Origin of the sequence: Agreia bicolorata, from assembly GCF_000938265.1 — a bacterium.
GTDB lineage: Bacteria > Actinomycetota > Actinomycetes > Actinomycetales > Microbacteriaceae > Agreia > Agreia bicolorata.
In genome coordinates this window covers 183,678-199,539 of sequence record NZ_JYFC01000002.1, presented here as the reverse complement: position 1 = coordinate 199,539, position 15,862 = coordinate 183,678, and the positions used below count along the sequence as shown (strand labels likewise).

The following is a 15,862-nucleotide window of genomic DNA, read 5'->3' as shown; positions in this document are numbered from 1 at the left end:
CGAGGCTAACTTACGAGACTGTCTAAGTACCTCGCCTGATCGAGGGATTGCGAAATTCCTTCAGTCGGCTGACTATTCGCTCGCTCTGTCAGAATGAGGGCATGTCTTCTCGCGAACAGGTGGTCCTCCTTTCTGAGGAGGGGACGCCGATCGGAACGGCCGACAAGGCCACGGTGCACACGAACGACACGGCACTGCACCTGGCGTTCTCCTGCCATGTCTTCGACGAGCAGGGCCGAATCCTGGTGACTCGACGCTCGCTCGACAAGGTGGCATGGCCGGGCGTCTGGACCAACTCGTTCTGCGGACACCCCGCCCCCGGCGAGGAGATGACCGATGCTGTCGCCCGCCGCGCGGAACGCGAACTGGGCATCACGCTCGACGATGTCACCGTGGCCCTGCCGGACTTTCGGTATCGGGCGACCGACGCATCCGGAATCGTCGAATACGAGATCTGCCCGGTCTTCACCGCCACCACGAGCGACAACGTCGCGGGCAGGCCCGACGAGGTCGCCGAGTGGAACTGGGTCGACCCGGACGCTCTGCGCACGTCCGTCGCCAGCACGCCGTGGGCATTCAGCCCGTGGCTGACCCTGCAGCTTCCCTTGCTGAGCGAGGCCACCGCGCAGCAGCGCTGACAATCTTGCAGAACTTATGCCGTTCGGGGCATTCAACTCCCTCGCACCGGTAGACTGGAACTCCACACGGCCGCTTGCGACCGGGCGCGAACCGTTCCCCGGCTAATAATCTGGGGGAGCCGAAATGATCATCTCTCTCCTCGGCTTCGCACTCGCCGGGCTCGTTCTGCCGTCACTCACCGCCCGCTTCGGCCCACGGATGTTCGTGGTGGCGGCGGTCGTTCCAGCCACGGTTTTCGCCTGGCTTCTCTTCCAGATCCCGGCTGTCACCCGAGGCGAGACGCCCACTGAGCTGCATCCGTGGGTTCCGCAGCTCGACCTCGCCTTCGCGTTCCGGCTCGATGCCCTGTCGCTCACGATGGCACTCATCGTCACGGGCGTCGGAGCACTCGTCGTGCTCTACTGCGCCCGCTACTTCCGGCGCGGCGAAGACGGCCTGGGCCGCTTCAGCGGCGTGCTCCTCGCCTTCGCCGGCGCCATGTTCGGTCTCGTCGTCAGCGACGACATCTACATGCTCTTTATGTTCTGGGAGGCGACCACCGTCTTCTCCTACCTGCTCATCGGCCAGTACACCGCGAAACGCAAGAGCCGCGGTGCGGCCCTGCAGGCTCTGCTGGTGACCACGGCTGGTGGCCTCGCCATGCTGGTGGGCGTCGTCATCCTGGCCGTCGAATCGGGCACCACGCGGGTGTCGCAGATCGTCGCCGACCCGCCGCAGGCATCCGGTCTCATTACTGTCGCCGTTCTTCTTGTGCTCGTCGGTGCGCTCTCGAAGTCGGCCCAGGTCCCCCTGCACTTCTGGCTGCCCTCCGCCATGGCCGCGCCGACTCCGGTGAGCGCCTATCTGCACGCGGCGGCGATGGTGAAGGCCGGCATCTTCCTGATCGCGCTGCTCGTTCCCGCGTTCGGCGACACTCCCGGATGGCGGCCGCTGCTCGTCGGCATCGGTGTGCTGACCATGCTGGTCGGCGGATGGCGGGCTCTGCGTCAGCACGATCTCAAGCTGCTGCTCGCTTACGGCACCGTCAGCCAGCTCGGCTTCCTTACCGTCGTCGTGGGCTACGGCACCCGCAACGCCGCCCTCGCCGGCATCACGCTCATCACCGGGCATGCACTGTTCAAGGCCACCCTGTTCCTTGTGGTCGGCATCATCGACAACCGTCTCGGCACCCGCGACCTGCGCAAGATCAGCGGGCTCGGGCGGCAGGCTCCGCTCCTGGCGATCGTCGCGACGCTCGCCGCTGCGTCGATGGCCGGGCTACCTCCCCTGCTGGGCTTCGTCGCGAAAGAGGCCACGTTCACGGCCCTGCTCGAAGACGCCGAGCACGGGGCTCCCCTCGGTCTCGTCGCCCTCATCGGCGTCTCCCTCGGCTCCGTTCTCACTGTGGCCTACACCGCGCGTTTTCTGTGGGGAGCGTTCGCACGCAAGCCCGGGGTCGAGCCCGCCGAGTTCGTGCACGAGCACGTCGACTTCCTCATGTCGCCGGCCATTCTGGCCCTCACGAGCCTCGGCCTCGGCATCGCCTCCCCGCTGCTCGATCCCCTCTTCGGCCTCTACGCCGACACCGTTCCACCGCTCAGCGGCGAGGCTCTGGCCGTCTCGAGCGAGGCCCCGGATGCGGCCCACCTCGCCCTCTGGCACGGTCTCGAGCCGGCCCTCGGCATCTCGGCCGTCACCCTCGTTCTCGGGCTCGCACTCTTCGCCGCACGCACCCGGGTGTCCGCCATCCAGAGCCGCGTGCCGTCGCTGATCGACTCCGCCCGCGGCTACAGCCGTGTTGTGCACCTCGTCGACCGCGGCGCCGTGCGCCTCACCCGGGTGACCCAGACCGGCTCGCTGCCGATCTACGTGGCCACGATCCTGGTCGTTCTCGTGGCGGCCGTCGGAACGGCACTCGCGCTGGTCGGCGAGCTGCCGGGCTCGTTCAGAATCTGGGATTCGCCGGCGCAGCTGCCCATCGCGATCGTTATGGGCGTCGCCACGATCGCCGCCGCCCGAGCACACAAGCGCTTTATGGCCGTGGTGCTGGTCGGCGTCACCGGCTATGGCATGGCCGCTCTCTTCGCCCTGCAGGGGCGCCGCCGACCTCGCACTGACGCAGGCGCTCGTCGAGACCGTCACCCTGGTGACCTTCGTGCTCGTGCTGCGCCGACTGCCGTCGGCCATCGGCCAGGATCACGGCCGCCGGCACCGCATCGTGCGGGCCGTCATCGGCGTGGGTGTCGGCATCCTGATGTCTGTCGTCGCCGTCGTCGCGCTCGGCTCGCGTATCGCCGAACCCATCTCGTTGAAATTCCCCGAGCTCGCCTACGAGGGCGGGCACGGGCGCAACGTCGTGAACGTGCTGCTGGTCGACATCCGCGGATGGGACACCCTGGGCGAGATGAGCGTGCTCGTTGTGGCCGCCACGGGTGTCGCCAGCCTGGTGTTCCTCTCTCGCCGCAGCAGCGACATGCCACGGCTCGGGCCCGAGACCGAGCGACCGCGCTGGTTCGCCCATCGCAAGCGCATGGCGCAGGCTCCGATCGAGGCGACGGCGAGCGCCGGCGTGACTCCCGACGGCGCGGCTCCATCACAGGAGAAAGGCAACCAGCGCACGCCATGGCTGCTTGCCGGCAAGACGCTCGCGCCCGAGAACAGATCGATCATTCTCGAGGTTGTCGTGCGCCTGCTGTTCCACTCGGCCATCATCGTGTCGGTCTATCTGCTGTTCGCCGGCCACAACATTCCCGGCGGCGGTTTTGCCGGAGGCCTCGTCGCCGGGCTCGCTTTCGTGGCCCGCTATCTGGCGGCCGGCCGCTTCGAACTCGGTGAGGCCGCCCCCATCGATGCCGGAAAGCTGCTCGGCTTCGGTGTTCTGTTCGCGGGCGGCACTGCTCTCGTGCCGATCTTCTTCGGCGTCGACGCGCTTACCTCCACCTGGTTCGAGGCCGAGTTGCCCGTGATCGGCCACCTCGAGTTCGTTACCTCGACCCTGTTCGATATCGGCGTCTATCTCGTGGTCGTGGGTCTCGCGCTCGACATCCTCCGCAGCCTCGGCGCAGAGATCGACAGGCAGCAAGAAGAAGATCACGGCGACGAAAGCTCACCCGACGACGGCATCCCCGGTGCCCACAAGGTCAACACGCTGAGCCACACACCCGACGAGCCCACGCCCGACACGCCCGCCACCGCCAACGCCACCGAGAGGAGCACCCGATGAGCGCCTCCCTGGTTCTGATCCTGCTGATGGCGGTGCTGTACGCGGGCGGCGTCTACCTCCTTCTCGGCCGCAGCATGACCCGCATGCTCCTGGGCTTCCTGCTCGTCGGCAACGCCACCAACCTGCTCATCCTGATCATCGCGGGGCCGGCGGGCCTTGCACCGATCGTGGCCGACGGCGTCGAGCCATCCGAGATGCACGACCCGCTGCCCGAGGCGCTCATCCTCACCGCCATCGTCATCACCTTCGGTGTCTCCGCCTTCCTGCTCGCCCTCATCTACCGCTCATGGCGCATCGCACGGGCAGACGTCGTGACCAGCGACGAGGCCGATGTGGCCGTGGGCGGCGCAGACAGCTCCATCGACGACGAGGAGAGCAGCGAGGCCGAAGACGGCTCGGGCGAAGACACCGAATTCGAAGGGCGAGCGGAGGCGAAGACATCGTGAACGCACTGATGAATTCACTCATTCCACTCGTTGTTCTCCTTCCCCTCATCGGCGCCGCCGGCGCCCTCGTGGCGGGCCGCCGACCGAAGCTGCAGGTCACGTTCTCGATCACCGTGCTGTCGCTCGTGGTGCTCACGAGCGCCGTGCTCGTCTACCTCACCGACCAGACCGGGGGCCACGCCGTCACGGTCGGCGGCTGGTCGGCCCCATTCGGCATCGTGCTGGTGGTCGACAGACTCTCAGCCCTGATGCTGCTGATCTCGTCGATCGTGCTGCTGTGCGTTCTCGTGTTCTCGGTGGGTCAAGGTATGGCCGACGGCGATCGCGAGACGCCGGTGTCGATCTACCACCCGAGCTACCTGATTCTGGCCGCCGGAGTGTTCAACGCCTTCATCGCGGGCGACCTGTTCAACCTCTACGTCAGCTTCGAGATCCTGCTCGTGGCGAGCTACGTGCTGCTCACACTCGGCGGAACCCAGGCTCGAATCAAGGCCGGCATCACCTACATCATCGTGAGCCTCGTGTCGTCGATGCTGTTCCTCGCCTCGATCGCCATGATCTACGGCGCCACCGGAACCGTGAACATCGCCCAGCTGTCGGTGCGCCTCGGCGAGCTGCCGGCCGACATCCAGCTCGTGCTTCAGATCATGCTGCTCGTGGCCTTCGGCATCAAGGCGGCCGTCTTCCCCCTGTCTTTCTGGCTTCCTGACTCCTATCCCACGGCTCCGGCTCCGGTCACGGCGGTGTTCGCGGGTCTGCTCACCAAGGTCGGTGTCTACGCGATCATCCGCACAGAGACGGTCCTCTTTCCCGGCAACACTCTGCAGACGGTGCTTCTCGTCGTCGCGCTGCTCACCCTGGTCATCGGCATCCTGGGCGCCGTCGCGCAATCAGACATCAAGCGGATGCTGTCATTCACGCTGGTCAGTCACATCGGTTACATGATCTTCGGCATCGCGATCGGAACGGTGGCCGGAATGGGGGCCACCATCTACTACGTGATCCACCACATCACTGTGCAGACCACGCTGTTCTTGGCCACCGGACTCGTCGAGCGACAGGGCGGAACGACAGCTCTCAATCGACTCGGCGGTCTGCTCAAGGCATCGCCGGTCATCGCCGTACTGTTCTTCATTCCGGCCCTGAACCTCGGCGGCATCCCGCCGTTCTCCGGCTTCATCGGCAAACTCGGACTGTTCGAGGCCGGAGCGCAGACACCATCGCCGCTCATCTGGGTGCTCATCGGTGCGGGCGCGCTCACCTCGCTGCTCACGCTCTATGCCCTGATGCGCGCGTGGAGCCTCGCTTTCTGGCGGCCGAAGCGCGAGGCCCACGAAGAGGAGTCGCCGGCACTCGACCGCATCGAGGAGGCCCCTGAGGAGACCTCCGCAGTTCAGGAGACGAAAGCCTCGCCCCGCATCATGATCGGAGCGACCGTGGCAATGGTCACGGTGAGCGTCGCCCTCACCGTCTTCGCGGGCCCCCTTTACTCCATGGCCACCCGCGCGGCGGAGACCCTGGAAAGTCCCGCAGACTACATCTCGCTGGTCTTCCCCGAAGGAGGCGTCTCGTGAGCGGGGTGAAGGGCTCGATCTGGCGGCAGGTTCCGCTGCTGCTGTGGCTCGTCGTTCTCTGGACCCTCTTGTGGGATCAGGTGTCCGTGCTCAGCGTCGTCACCGGCATCCTGCTCGCCCTGCTCGTGACCCGCGTGTTCTACCTGCCGCCGGTCGAGCTGCCCGACCGGGTCAATCCGCTGGGCCTTGTCATCTTCATCGCGCATTTCGCGTTCGATCTGGTGCGCGCATCGTTCCAGGTGGCGTGGTTGGCTGTCGATCCGCGCGGCGTGCCCACGAGCTCCATCGTCGCTGTGCAGCTGTCGACGAAATCCGATCTGAGCCTCACGCTCACTGCACTGGCCGTCTCGCTCGTGCCCGGGTCGCTGGTGGTCGAGGCAGACCGGCAGGACGACATCCTCTATCTGCACGTTCTCGGCACCGAGACGCCGGCCGACGTCGAGAAGGCCCGCGCCGACGTGATCGCGGTCGAAGAGCGCATCGTTCGCGCGATCGGCTCGCGCGACGATGTGCGCCGCGTCAATCTGTCACGAGCCGAGCGGTCTCTCGGTCCTATCGTCTCCGGGCGGCGCCAGCGCGCGTGGGAAGAGCGACATCCGATCATTCCGGTCGAACAATATCCGAGCGAAGGAGGCTACCCCGAATGAGCATCGTCGTTTATATCGCCGGCGCACTGTTCGCCGCCGCCGCCCTCTTCGCCGTCGTGCGCATCTGGCGCGGCCCCTCGATCCTCGACCGCATGGTGGCCGCCGACATGCTGCTCTCGACCCTCATCTGCGTACTGGGAACCGAGATGGTCTACAACCACCACACGCGAACCCTGCCCGTGGCGCTGGTTCTCGCCATGTTCGCCTTCGTCGGCTCGGTCAGCGTGGCCCGGTTCGCGACGAAGCAGAAAGACGCTGAGGCGAACAAGGCAGAAGAGGGCACCTCACCACTCGATCCCTCGCTCGACCAGCTGGCGGGAGGCGAGAAATGACCGTAGACACCTGGTTCGAGGTAGCCTCGTCGGCGTGCCTGCTCATCGGCGCCCTGCTGAGCCTCGCGGCCGGCATCGGGCTCCTGCGTTTTCCCGATGCGCTTTCTCGTATGCACGCGGCGACCAAGCCGCAGATCGCGGGCTTGGCGTTCATCCTGCTCGCCGTGGGCCTCGAGGCGCGCAACTGGGCGACCATCTCGACACTGATCCTGGTGATGCTGTTCCAGATGCTCACGGCTCCCGTGGCCGCGCACATGATCGGCCGCGCCGCCTACCGCACCCGCCACCTGCGCCGCGAGCTGCTGCTCACCGACGAGCTGGCCGACGTGGTCGATCGGGCCAGCCACGACCTGGCGACAGACCCGGCCACCAGACCGCAGTAACGACCCGTTCCTCACGGCGTCAGTAGTCGGTGTGGCCCAGACTGGCAGCAGCGACGAAACGCGCCACGTTTCTGGCGGCACCGTGCAACTCGAAGAGCACCAGTTCGTTGTCACCCTCGCGCACGAGCGCACCGGGAACGTAGAGAGTGGTCGCCGGGCCGCGGCTCCAGTAGCGGCCGAGGTTGAAGCCGTTCACGAACGCCTGCCCCTTGCCCCAGCCGTCGGTGCTCAAGAAGAGATCGGTGTCGGCGGGTGCGGCAAAGGTGCCGCGCACGAACGACGGGCCGGATACGGCGGAGCCGTTCTCGATCGGTTCATAAAGGCCCGTCGGCACGTCTGACACCACGGCGTCGAAGTCGAGCTCGAGCACGCTCCAGCCGGTGACGTTCTCGCCACTGATCGATACTCCCCCGATGAGACCCTTGTGCTCGCCGATGCGGGGGCCGTAGTTCACTCGCCCCTGGTCTTCGACAAGGATCGAGAGCGAGGCTGCGCGGGGCGCGGCGGGCAGAGTGAGGCTGGCATCGTGATGGTCTCGCTGCAGCACGCCGACGGGGGCACGATCGACGAAAACCTGTGCCCTGTCGCGCACCTCACCGACGGTCAGAACTCGGCCGCCGTCGGCGTCCGAATCCGCCGCCGCATCGATCTCAGCCGTGTACAACGCGAAGCCTCGGAACTGCGCGCGCTCGTCCATCGTGGGCAGCGCGTCGACGGTGACGGTCTCGCCGAGCCGACCCGCGGCATCCCACAGTGACACCCGCTCGTCGAGCACGACCTCGATGTCGGGCGCCGGGCCAGCCGCGTCGGGAACCTCCTCGGGAACAGGAGCGTAGCGCGCGATGACCTCACGGAACGCCCAGAACTTCTCGCCAGGCTCGCCCGACTCGGTAAGCGGCGCGTCGTAGTCATAGCTCGTGACAGTGGGCTGGAATACGCCCTTGTCGTTCGCGCCATTCGTGAAGCCGAAGTTGGTGCCTCCGTGGAACATGTAGATGTTCACCGATGCCCCCGCCGCGAGCAGCGCGTCGAGTTCGCGAGCCGAATCCTGGGCGTCAGTCACATGGTGATGCGCGCCCCAGTGATCGAACCAGCCGTCCCAGAACTCGGCGCACATCAGTGGTCCGGTCTTCTGGTGCGAACGCAGTGTGGCGAGCCGTTCGGCCGCGCGCGAGCCGAACGATCCCGTCTTGTGCAGTTCGGGCAGGCTGCCGTCGGCCAGCATCTGGTCTGTGGGCTGATCGATGGTGGTGAACGGCACCGTGATGCCGCCGGCTCGAGTCAGCTCGACGAGCTTCTTCAGGTAGCTCTTGTCGTTGCCGTAGGCGCCATACTCGTTTTCGATCTGCATCAGAATGACGGGGCCGCCGCGGTCGATCTGGCGCGACGCCACAATCGGCAGCAGCTCGGCGAAGTACTCGGCGACAGCCGCCATGTAGAGCGGCTCGTCACGGCGCACGCCCACGTCAGGGTCGCTGAACAGCCAGCCGGGAAATCCACCGTTGTCCCACTCGGCGCAGATGAACGGGCCGGGCCGCACGATCGCGTACATGCCCTCCGCCGCCACGAGGTCGAGAAAGCGGCCCAGGTCGAGGCCGCCGCTCGTGTCGAACGTGCCGCGCTGCGGCGAGTGCTCGTTCCACGCCACGTAGGTCTCAATGGTGTTGAGGCCCATGAGCTTCGCCTTGTGGATGCGATCGGCCCAGTAATCGGGGTGCACGCGGAAGTAGTGCAGCGCGCCCGACAGAATGCGGAACGGCTCACCGTCGAGAAGGAAGTCGGCGTCGCCGATGCGGAAGTCAGGCATTGTCTTTCCCTCGGGTCGAGGCGGTCAGCGAAGGTCGACGAGTTGCGAACCGCACGATCGACCACGACAGCGCGGGCAGAACGACCTGAGCCCCGCCGCCGTCGACCGTGACGATGCCGAGGTCGAGCGGAAGCACGGCATCCGGTCGAGCCTGTGTGTTGCTCGAGCGCCGATCTCCGTCGGCCGGCACACCGAGCGTGCGCTCATACAGAACGGATGCGATGGGCGCGCCCTCGACGTCGATCGCCACCGCGAGGGGCTCGGTCGTCGAGCGGTTCACCAGGAGCATCGTCAGCTCATCACCATCGTTCAGAGAGACGGCGTCGAGCAGGGAGACGTCACCGTACCCGGCCGTGTGCTGCAGATCCGAGTAGACCCGCGTGCTCACCACGTCGCCGGTCGCAAAGCGCGCGGTCAAGGCGAACGGGTGGAATGTCGTCTGTCGCCAGGCCGGCCCACCTGGCTCGGATCGGATCGGGGCGATCACGTTCACGAGCTGGGCGAGGTTGGCCATGCTCACGACATCGGAGTTGCGCAGCAGTGACATAAGCAGGCTGCCGACCACAACAGCGTCGGTCACGGTGTATTCGTCTTCGATGATGCGCGGATGCTCGTTCCAATCCCCCGCGAAGAGCGGCGGCTTGTCGACTTCGTTGAACCGGGTCTGGTTCCAGACGTTCCACTCGTCGACGCTGATGCCGATCGTGCGCTCGGAGCCGTGCGCGTCGAGGGTCTCGCGAATGATGTCGGCGACGGTGCGGATGTAGCGGTCGAGTCCGACACCGGATGCGAGAAAGCTGTCGACGTCGCCGTTCTCCTCGTAGTACGCGTGCAACGAGATGTGGTCGAACACGTCGATGCCGTGCTCGAGCACGGTCTTCTCCCACGTGCCGAACGTGGGCATGTCGGCGTTGGAGCTTCCGGCGGCGACGAGCTCGATCGTCGGGTCGATCCACTTCATGACCCGGCCGGTCTCGGCGGCGAGCCGGCCATATTCATCCGCTGTCTTGTGGCCGATCTGCCACGGACCGTCCATCTCGTTGCCGAGGCACCAGAGGGTGATGCCGAAAGGCTCGTCGCGTCCGTTGCCTCGGCGCTGCTCCGCCAGCGCCGTACCACCAGGGTGGTTGCTGTATTCGAGAAGCGAGGCTGCCTCTTCGATGCCGCGGGTGCCGAGATTGACCGCGTTCATCACTTCGACACCGGCCGTTTCGGCCCACTCGGCGAACTCGTGGAGCCCCACCTCGTTGCTCTCGACGCTGTGCCAGGCGACCTCGAGGCGCGTGGGTCGTTCGGAGACCGGCCCCACACTGTCTTCCCAGCGAAAGCCCGACACGAAGTTGCCGCCAGGGTAACGAATGACGGTGGCCCCGAGTTCCCGTACCAGTTCGAGCACGTCTGAGCGGAACCCCTGCTCGTTCGCTGTGGGGTGGCCCGGCTCATAGATGCCCGTGTACACGGCCCTGCCCATGTGTTCGACGAAGGAGCCGAACAGGCGGGACGACACCGGGGCGATGATGTCGGATGGGGTGACGATGACGCGGGCGTGGGCCACGAAGATTCTCTTTCGGGTATGCGTGAGGATGGCCCCCGCCAGCGCACTGACGGGGGCCACAGGAGAAGGAGCTAGCTACCGGCCTTGACCGTGAAGCCCTGCTCATTGCCGTAGTCAGCCGTGGCTTTCTGCCATGCCTCGAGCCCGGCGTTCAGGTCGGACTTGTTCGCGTAGGCCTTGCCAACGGTGTCGTTGAAGATGCTGTTCGAGTAGACCTGGAAGGGCAGGTACTGCCATCCCTTCACCACGTCTTTCGACGACTGAACCAGAACCTGGTTGATCTTCTGGCCGCCGAAGTAGGGGCTCTCGTAGTTCAGGAACGCGTCGCTGTTGAGGTCGGCGACCGTGGAGGGGAAACCGCCCTTGGCGATCGACGTCTGCGTGCCGTCGCCCTCGTTCATGTACTGCAGGAATCCGGCTGCGGCGAGCTTGTTCTTGCTCTGCTTCAGGATCGCGTCGCCGCCTCCGCCGTTTTCGGCACTGGCCGCCTGGCCCTTCTCCCATGTGGGCATGGGGGCTACACGCCAGTCGCCGGAGGCCTGCGCGACGCCCGACTCGAGGTTTCCGGGCATCCAGGCGCCGATGGTGAGTGTGGCGATGCTGCCGTCGCCGAGCCCCTTGTACCACTCGTCGCTCCACGAGGTGATGGGCGAGACGAGGCCACCCTCGACGAGCTCACTCCAGGTGTCGGCGAACTTCTTCGAGCCGGCGTCCTGCAGGTTGATCGAGACGTCGGTGGACTTCTCGGTCTTGTACGGCTGGCCGCCTGCCTGCCAGATCATGCTGGTCGTGAAGCCGGCGTCACCGGTGTCGTTGGTGATGTACTTCGTGGGGTCTGCGGCGTGCAGCTGCTTGGCGGCGGCGACGTATTCATCCCAGGTGGTCGGCACGGCGATGCCGTACTGGTCGAAGACGGCCTTGTTGTAGAACAGCGCCATGGGGCCGGAGTCCTGCGGCAGGGCGTAGACGCCGCCGTCGAGGTTCACCGAATTCCAGGTGCTGTCGGTGTACTTGTCAGAGAAGGAGTCGAAACCGAAGCCCTTGAGGTCGACGAGCGAGTCGCTCAGCGCGAACTGCGGCAGGGCGTAGTACTCGATCTGGGCGACGTCGGGAGCGCCCGATCCGGCCTTGATCGCGTTCTGCAGCTTCACGTACTGGTCGTTGCCGGTACCGGCGTTCACGACGTTGACCGTGATCTTCGGGTGCTCTTTCTCGAAGTCCTTGGCGATCTGCTCAACGGCGGGCGCCCAGGCCCACACCGTGATTGTGGTCTCGGTGTCGAGAGCCTTTGCGATGTCGTCGGCGTTGCCGGTCTCGGCGCTTCCGCCTGCCGAGGAGCAGGCCGAGAGCGCGAGGCCCAGGGCGAGAACGCCGGTGAGAGCTGCGGCGCCCCTGCGGAGGCGTCGTGTGCTGCGAATCGTCATGATGTGCCTTTCACTTCCTTGTGGTGTTGAACAGGTGATGCTGGGGATGGGTAGGTATACGGATCACGCCTTGACGCTTCCGGCGGAGAGGCCGGACTGCCAGTACTTCTGCAAGAACAGGAACGCCACGATGATCGGAACGATCGTGAGCAGCGAGCCGGTGACGACGAGGTTGTAGATCGCGTCGCCTCCCACGGTCTGGGACTGTGCGTTCCACTGATTGAGCCCGACCGTGAGCGGGTACCAGGTGGGCTCCGACAGCATGATCAAGGGCAGGAAGTAGTTGTTCCAGGTGGCCACCACGGTGAACAGCAGAACCGTGACGATGCCCGGGGTGAGCAGGCGCAGCGAGATCGTGAAGAACGTGCGCATCTCGCCGGCTCCGTCCATGCGCGCAGCCTCGAGCACCTCGGTCGGCACGGCATCGAGGGCGTAGGTCCAGATCAGATAGAGACCGAACGGGCTGATCAGCGAGGGCAGGATGATCGACCAGGGTGTGTTGGTCAGGCCCAGCTGACTGAACATCAGGAAGGTCGGCACGGCGAGGGCAGTGCCCGGGATGGCGACCGCCCCGAGCACGACGGCGAAGACGACCTTCTTGCCGGGAAAGTTGAACTTGGCGAGGCCGTAGCCGCCGAGAGCAGCGAGGAGGGTGGCACCGCCCGCACCGACCACGACATACAGCAGCGTGTTGCCGAACCAGCGAACGAATTCTCCGTTGCCGTAGGTCAGGGTCTGCGCGATGTTGTCGAACAGCGAGAAGTCACCGCTGAACCACAGGCCGAATGAACTGAGCAGCTCCGACTGGGTCTTGGTCGAGCTGACGAAGAGCCAGAACAGGGGGAAGAGCGCGTACACGACCATAACGGCCATGACGACAGTGAGCAGGATCGAGCGGCGCTGGTGCACGCCACGACCTTTGAGCGAGCGGGTGTGCCTCGTGGCGCGCGACGACGCTCGCTTGCTGGACCGGGCATCTGCTGCCGGAACGGAAATTGTGGCCTGGGTCATCTCAGACCTCCTTTCGCGAGCCGCGGTTTTGAACGACGAGGGCGATCACCGCGGTGGCGACGCCCATGATGATCGCGATCGTGGCCGCGTAGTTGTACTGCTGACCCGAGAACGACAGGTTGTAGGCGTACATGTTCGGCGTGAACGACGTGACGATGGTGTTCTTCGCGAGCGGCTTCAGAATGTTCGGCTCGTTGAAGAGCTGGAAGCTTCCGATGATCGAGAAGATCGTTCCGATCACGATGGCGGGGCGGAGGGCCGGCAGCTTGATGTTGCGGATGATGCGCAGATGGTTGGCGCCGTCGAGTTCGGCCGCCTCGTAGAGATCGGTCGGAATGACCCGAAGAGCAGCATAGAAGAGCAGCATGTTGTAGCCGACGAACTCCCACGTGACGATGTTTCCGATCGACGCCAGTACCCAGCTGTTCGAGAGCGGGTCGGGCAGAGAGATGCCGAAGAAGTCGTTGATGTTGGCGACGAGGCCGAAGCGCACGCCGTACATGAATCCCCACATGAGCGTCGCAACGACGGCCGGCACGGCGTAGGGCAAGAAGATGCTGATGCGGAAGAACGCCGGGAAGTGCAGGCGGGCGCTATCGATGGCCAGCGCGGCGAACAGCGCCAGCAGAAGCATGATCGGCACCTGCACGACGAGGAAGATCGACACTCGGCCGAGCGATTCCCAGAACTTGGAGTCGCCGAGTACCTGGATGTAGTTGGCGAACCCGACGAAGGAGTTGCCGCCGACGAGCTGATCCTTGAAGAAGCTCAGGTAGATCGAGTACACCACCGGAGCGATCAGGACGAACGCGAAAATGAGCATGAACGGGCCGATGAACTTCCAGCCTGTCCAATCCCGCTTTGCCTTGTGCGGAGCGGAACCTCGGCCCAACCGCGGCGCGACCGCCGTGGGCCGATTCTGTGACACCGTCGTCATTTCACTTTCTCATTCTTCTCTTGAGTCTCGCGTCGGGAGTGAGCGCTCATCCTCTAGCTTCGGAATGTTTACGCAAACACGATTCGATCACGCTAGCATGTTTACGTAAACAAGTGGCACGCTCAGCTGTGATTAATCGCGCAGATTCCGGAGAACAGTGAACCCTCGCTCAGACGATGTCGTCTTAGATGCGCAACAGCGCCCCCCGCGCGGCCCCTCGATGGCCGACGTGGCAGCGATCGCGGGAGTCTCCGCCCAGACCGTCTCGCGGGTGGCGAACGGCCTGACCAATGTCGATCCGTCGACCAAAGACAGGGTCGTGGCGGCGATGAACGAGATCGGCTACCGCCCGAACAGCGCAGCGCGAGCCCTCAAGACGGGCCGGTTCAAGTCGATCGGCGTGATCATGTTCACCCTGTCGACCTTCGGCAACATGCGCACTCTCGACGCGATTGCGACCGCCGCCGCGCAGGCCGGCTACTCCATCACCCTGATCCCCATCGCCCTGCCCACCCAGGTGGAACTCCTCGGGGCGTTCGATCGTCTCGGTGAGCACGCCGTCGACGGCATCATCGTGATCGTCGAGTCCCATATCCTCGACCGCTCAGACGTCTCGCTGCCCACGGGCCTGCCCGTGGTGATCGTCGACTCCGACGCGGGCGACAAGTACAGCGTCGTCGACACCGACCAGGCGGCAGGAGCCCGCGACGCCACCCGGCACCTGCTCGAGCTCGGTCACCGAACCGTCTGGCACGTGTCAGGGCCGGAAGGCTCTTTCAGTGCGTCGCGTCGCCGCGACTCGTGGGAGGCGACTCTGGTCGCGGCAGGCGCCGACGTACCTGAGGTTCTCATCGGCGACTGGACGACGAACTCCGGCTACCTCTGCGGCCTCGAACTTGCGAAACGCGGTGACGTCACGGCGGTCTTTGCGGCGAACGACCAGATGGCACTTGGGCTGATGAGGGCATTTCACGAGAACGACATCGCCGTGCCCGGCCGCATCAGCGTCGTCGGCTTCGACGACATGCAGGAGGCCAGCTCATTCTGGCCGCCCCTGACGACCGTTCACCAGGACTTCGGCGCCGTGGGCCGGCTGTGCCTCGAGAAGCTCCTCGATCAGATCGACGGCAACAGCACCTCGCGCGGAGTGGCCGTCATCCCAACGACCCTGATCGAACGCCAAAGCACGGCGGCCCCTGCCTCCGGAGCCTAGCCGGAGGCATCCGCGCCTTCTAGGTGCATCCGCGCCGGGTCGACCAGCAGCGGATGCCCCGAACAGGAGCGGACGCGCCTCGGCCTAGCCGCGCGAGACGTCTGTTCGGTGGAAGTTCAGGTGCGAGCGGGATGCCGTGGGCCCGCGCTGGCCCTGGTAGCGCGAGCCGTAGGCTGGCGAACCGTAGGGGTTCTCCGCCGGGCTCGACAAGCGGAAGAAGCAGAGCTGGCCGATCTTCATGCCCGGCCAGAGCTTGATCGGCAGCGTCGCCACGTTCGACAGCTCGAGGGTGACGTGACCCGAGAATCCGGGGTCGATGAATCCGGCGGTCGAGTGTGTGAGCAGCCCGAGCCGACCGAGCGAACTCTTGCCCTCGAGCCGCGCCGCCACGTCGTCGGGCAGGGTCACGAGCTCGAAGGTGGAGCCCAGAACGAACTCCCCCGGGTGCAGGATGAACGGCTCGTCGGCCTTCGTCTCGATGAGCCGCGTGAGTTCTGGCTGGTCTTCGGCAGGGTCGATGAAGGGGTACTTGTGGTTGTCGAACAGCCTGAAGAAGCGGTCGAGGCGCACATCGATGCTCGACGGCTGGATCAGCTCGGGCTGGTAGGGGTCGAGGCCGATGCGGCCCTCGTCGAGAGAGGCTTTGATGTCACGATCGGATAGCAGCACGGCCATAGCCTAGCCAGTGCACA

At 65.5% G+C, this 15,862-nt stretch carries 13 protein-coding genes and 1 pseudogene; 8 read left to right on the top strand and 6 right to left on the bottom strand.

The annotated features are described in order from the left end of the window. Window positions 1-101 precede the first annotated feature (101 nt). The 7 genes and pseudogenes from idi to mnhG all read left to right on the top strand — a co-directional run bounded on the left by idi (window position 102) and on the right by mnhG (window position 7,223). Complete coding sequence (idi, locus tag TZ00_RS04475) at window positions 102-638, top strand: isopentenyl-diphosphate Delta-isomerase (protein ID WP_044439647.1); 537 nt, start codon at window positions 102-104, stop codon at window positions 636-638. Window positions 639-762: 124 nt separating this feature from the next. Continuing rightward, window positions 763-3,841 (top strand): annotated as a pseudogene (locus TZ00_RS20575) (Na+/H+ antiporter subunit A). Continuing rightward, window positions 3,838-4,287 (top strand): Na(+)/H(+) antiporter subunit C, encoded by a 450-nt coding sequence (locus TZ00_RS04465; protein ID WP_044439646.1) that lies wholly within the window; start codon window positions 3,838-3,840, stop codon window positions 4,285-4,287. Before TZ00_RS20575 ends, TZ00_RS04465 begins: the two are co-directional and overlap by 4 nt. An 8-nt stretch (window positions 4,288-4,295) precedes the next feature. After that, window positions 4,296-5,861, top strand: a complete 1,566-nt coding sequence (locus tag TZ00_RS04460; protein WP_044440273.1) for a Na+/H+ antiporter subunit D — start codon at window positions 4,296-4,298, stop codon at window positions 5,859-5,861. Beyond that, window positions 5,858-6,508 carry a Na+/H+ antiporter subunit E gene (locus tag TZ00_RS04455; RefSeq protein WP_044439645.1) on the top strand — a complete coding sequence of 217 codons (651 nt, stop codon included), beginning with the start codon at window positions 5,858-5,860 and terminating at the stop codon, window positions 6,506-6,508. Before TZ00_RS04460 ends, TZ00_RS04455 begins: the two co-directional genes overlap by 4 nt. After that, on the top strand, window positions 6,505-6,840 hold the full coding sequence (locus TZ00_RS04450; protein ID WP_044439644.1) for an MrpF/PhaF family protein: 336 nt from the start codon (window positions 6,505-6,507) through the stop codon (window positions 6,838-6,840). The genes TZ00_RS04455 and TZ00_RS04450 overlap by 4 nt, the downstream gene beginning before the upstream one ends. Beyond that, on the top strand, window positions 6,837-7,223 hold the full coding sequence (gene mnhG / locus TZ00_RS04445) for a monovalent cation/H(+) antiporter subunit G (RefSeq protein ID WP_044439642.1): 387 nt from the start codon (window positions 6,837-6,839) through the stop codon (window positions 7,221-7,223). The genes TZ00_RS04450 and mnhG overlap by 4 nt, the downstream gene beginning before the upstream one ends. A 19-nt stretch (window positions 7,224-7,242) precedes the next feature. Here mnhG and TZ00_RS04440 read toward each other — a convergent pair whose 3' ends face one another. From TZ00_RS04440 to TZ00_RS04420, 5 genes are all read right to left on the bottom strand, one after another. Continuing rightward, window positions 7,243-9,030 carry a glycoside hydrolase family 35 protein gene (locus TZ00_RS04440; protein WP_044439640.1) on the bottom strand — a complete coding sequence of 596 codons (1,788 nt, stop codon included), beginning with the start codon at window positions 9,028-9,030 and terminating at the stop codon, window positions 7,243-7,245. Beyond that, window positions 9,023-10,585, bottom strand: coding sequence for an arabinosylfuranosidase ArfA (gene arfA / locus TZ00_RS04435; protein ID WP_238579580.1), 1,563 nt, complete (start codon window positions 10,583-10,585; stop codon window positions 9,023-9,025). Before arfA ends, TZ00_RS04440 begins: the two co-directional genes overlap by 8 nt. 71 nt (window positions 10,586-10,656) lie before the next feature. Continuing rightward, on the bottom strand, window positions 10,657-12,009 hold the full coding sequence (locus tag TZ00_RS04430) for an ABC transporter substrate-binding protein (RefSeq protein WP_044439638.1): 1,353 nt from the start codon (window positions 12,007-12,009) through the stop codon (window positions 10,657-10,659). Between the two features lie 63 nt (window positions 12,010-12,072). Then, the gene (locus tag TZ00_RS04425) at window positions 12,073-13,020 is read right to left on the bottom strand and encodes a carbohydrate ABC transporter permease (protein ID WP_044439636.1); all 948 of its coding nucleotides are present in this window, start codon (window positions 13,018-13,020) and stop codon (window positions 12,073-12,075) included. A 1-nt stretch (window position 13,021) separates the two neighbouring features. Beyond that, window positions 13,022-13,957 carry a carbohydrate ABC transporter permease gene (locus tag TZ00_RS04420; protein ID WP_044439634.1) on the bottom strand — a complete coding sequence of 312 codons (936 nt, stop codon included), beginning with the start codon at window positions 13,955-13,957 and terminating at the stop codon, window positions 13,022-13,024. Between the two features lie 220 nt (window positions 13,958-14,177). Here TZ00_RS04420 and TZ00_RS04415 point away from each other — a divergent pair, with 220 nt between their 5' ends. Continuing rightward, window positions 14,178-15,170, top strand: a complete 993-nt coding sequence (locus TZ00_RS04415; RefSeq protein WP_084605915.1) for a LacI family DNA-binding transcriptional regulator — start codon at window positions 14,178-14,180, stop codon at window positions 15,168-15,170. Window positions 15,171-15,254: 84 nt separating this feature from the next. Here the strand turns inward: TZ00_RS04415 and dcd are convergent, their stop codons facing one another. Beyond that, window positions 15,255-15,839 carry a dCTP deaminase gene (dcd, locus tag TZ00_RS04410; RefSeq protein WP_044440270.1) on the bottom strand — a complete coding sequence of 195 codons (585 nt, stop codon included), beginning with the start codon at window positions 15,837-15,839 and terminating at the stop codon, window positions 15,255-15,257. Window positions 15,840-15,862 lie beyond the last annotated feature (23 nt).

Bases quoted from the DNA above. Each gene is read 5' to 3' on its own strand.
- idi (WP_044439647.1), top strand. From the start codon at position 102: ATGTCTTCTCGCGAACAGGTGGTCCTCCTTTCTGAGGAGGGGACGCCG.
- TZ00_RS04465 (WP_044439646.1), top strand. From the start codon at position 3,838: ATGAGCGCCTCCCTGGTTCTGATCCTGCTGATGGCGGTGCTGTACGCG.
- TZ00_RS04460 (WP_044440273.1), top strand. From the start codon at position 4,296: ATGAATTCACTCATTCCACTCGTTGTTCTCCTTCCCCTCATCGGCGCC.
- TZ00_RS04450 (WP_044439644.1), top strand. From the start codon at position 6,505: ATGAGCATCGTCGTTTATATCGCCGGCGCACTGTTCGCCGCCGCCGCC.
- mnhG (WP_044439642.1), top strand. From the start codon at position 6,837: ATGACCGTAGACACCTGGTTCGAGGTAGCCTCGTCGGCGTGCCTGCTC.
- TZ00_RS04440 (WP_044439640.1), bottom strand. From the start codon at position 9,030: ATGCCTGACTTCCGCATCGGCGACGCCGACTTCCTTCTCGACGGTGAG.
- TZ00_RS04430 (WP_044439638.1), bottom strand. From the start codon at position 12,009: ATGACGATTCGCAGCACACGACGCCTCCGCAGGGGCGCCGCAGCTCTC.
- TZ00_RS04425 (WP_044439636.1), bottom strand. From the start codon at position 13,020: ATGACCCAGGCCACAATTTCCGTTCCGGCAGCAGATGCCCGGTCCAGC.
- TZ00_RS04420 (WP_044439634.1), bottom strand. From the start codon at position 13,957: ATGACGACGGTGTCACAGAATCGGCCCACGGCGGTCGCGCCGCGGTTG.
- TZ00_RS04415 (WP_084605915.1), top strand. From the start codon at position 14,178: ATGGCCGACGTGGCAGCGATCGCGGGAGTCTCCGCCCAGACCGTCTCG.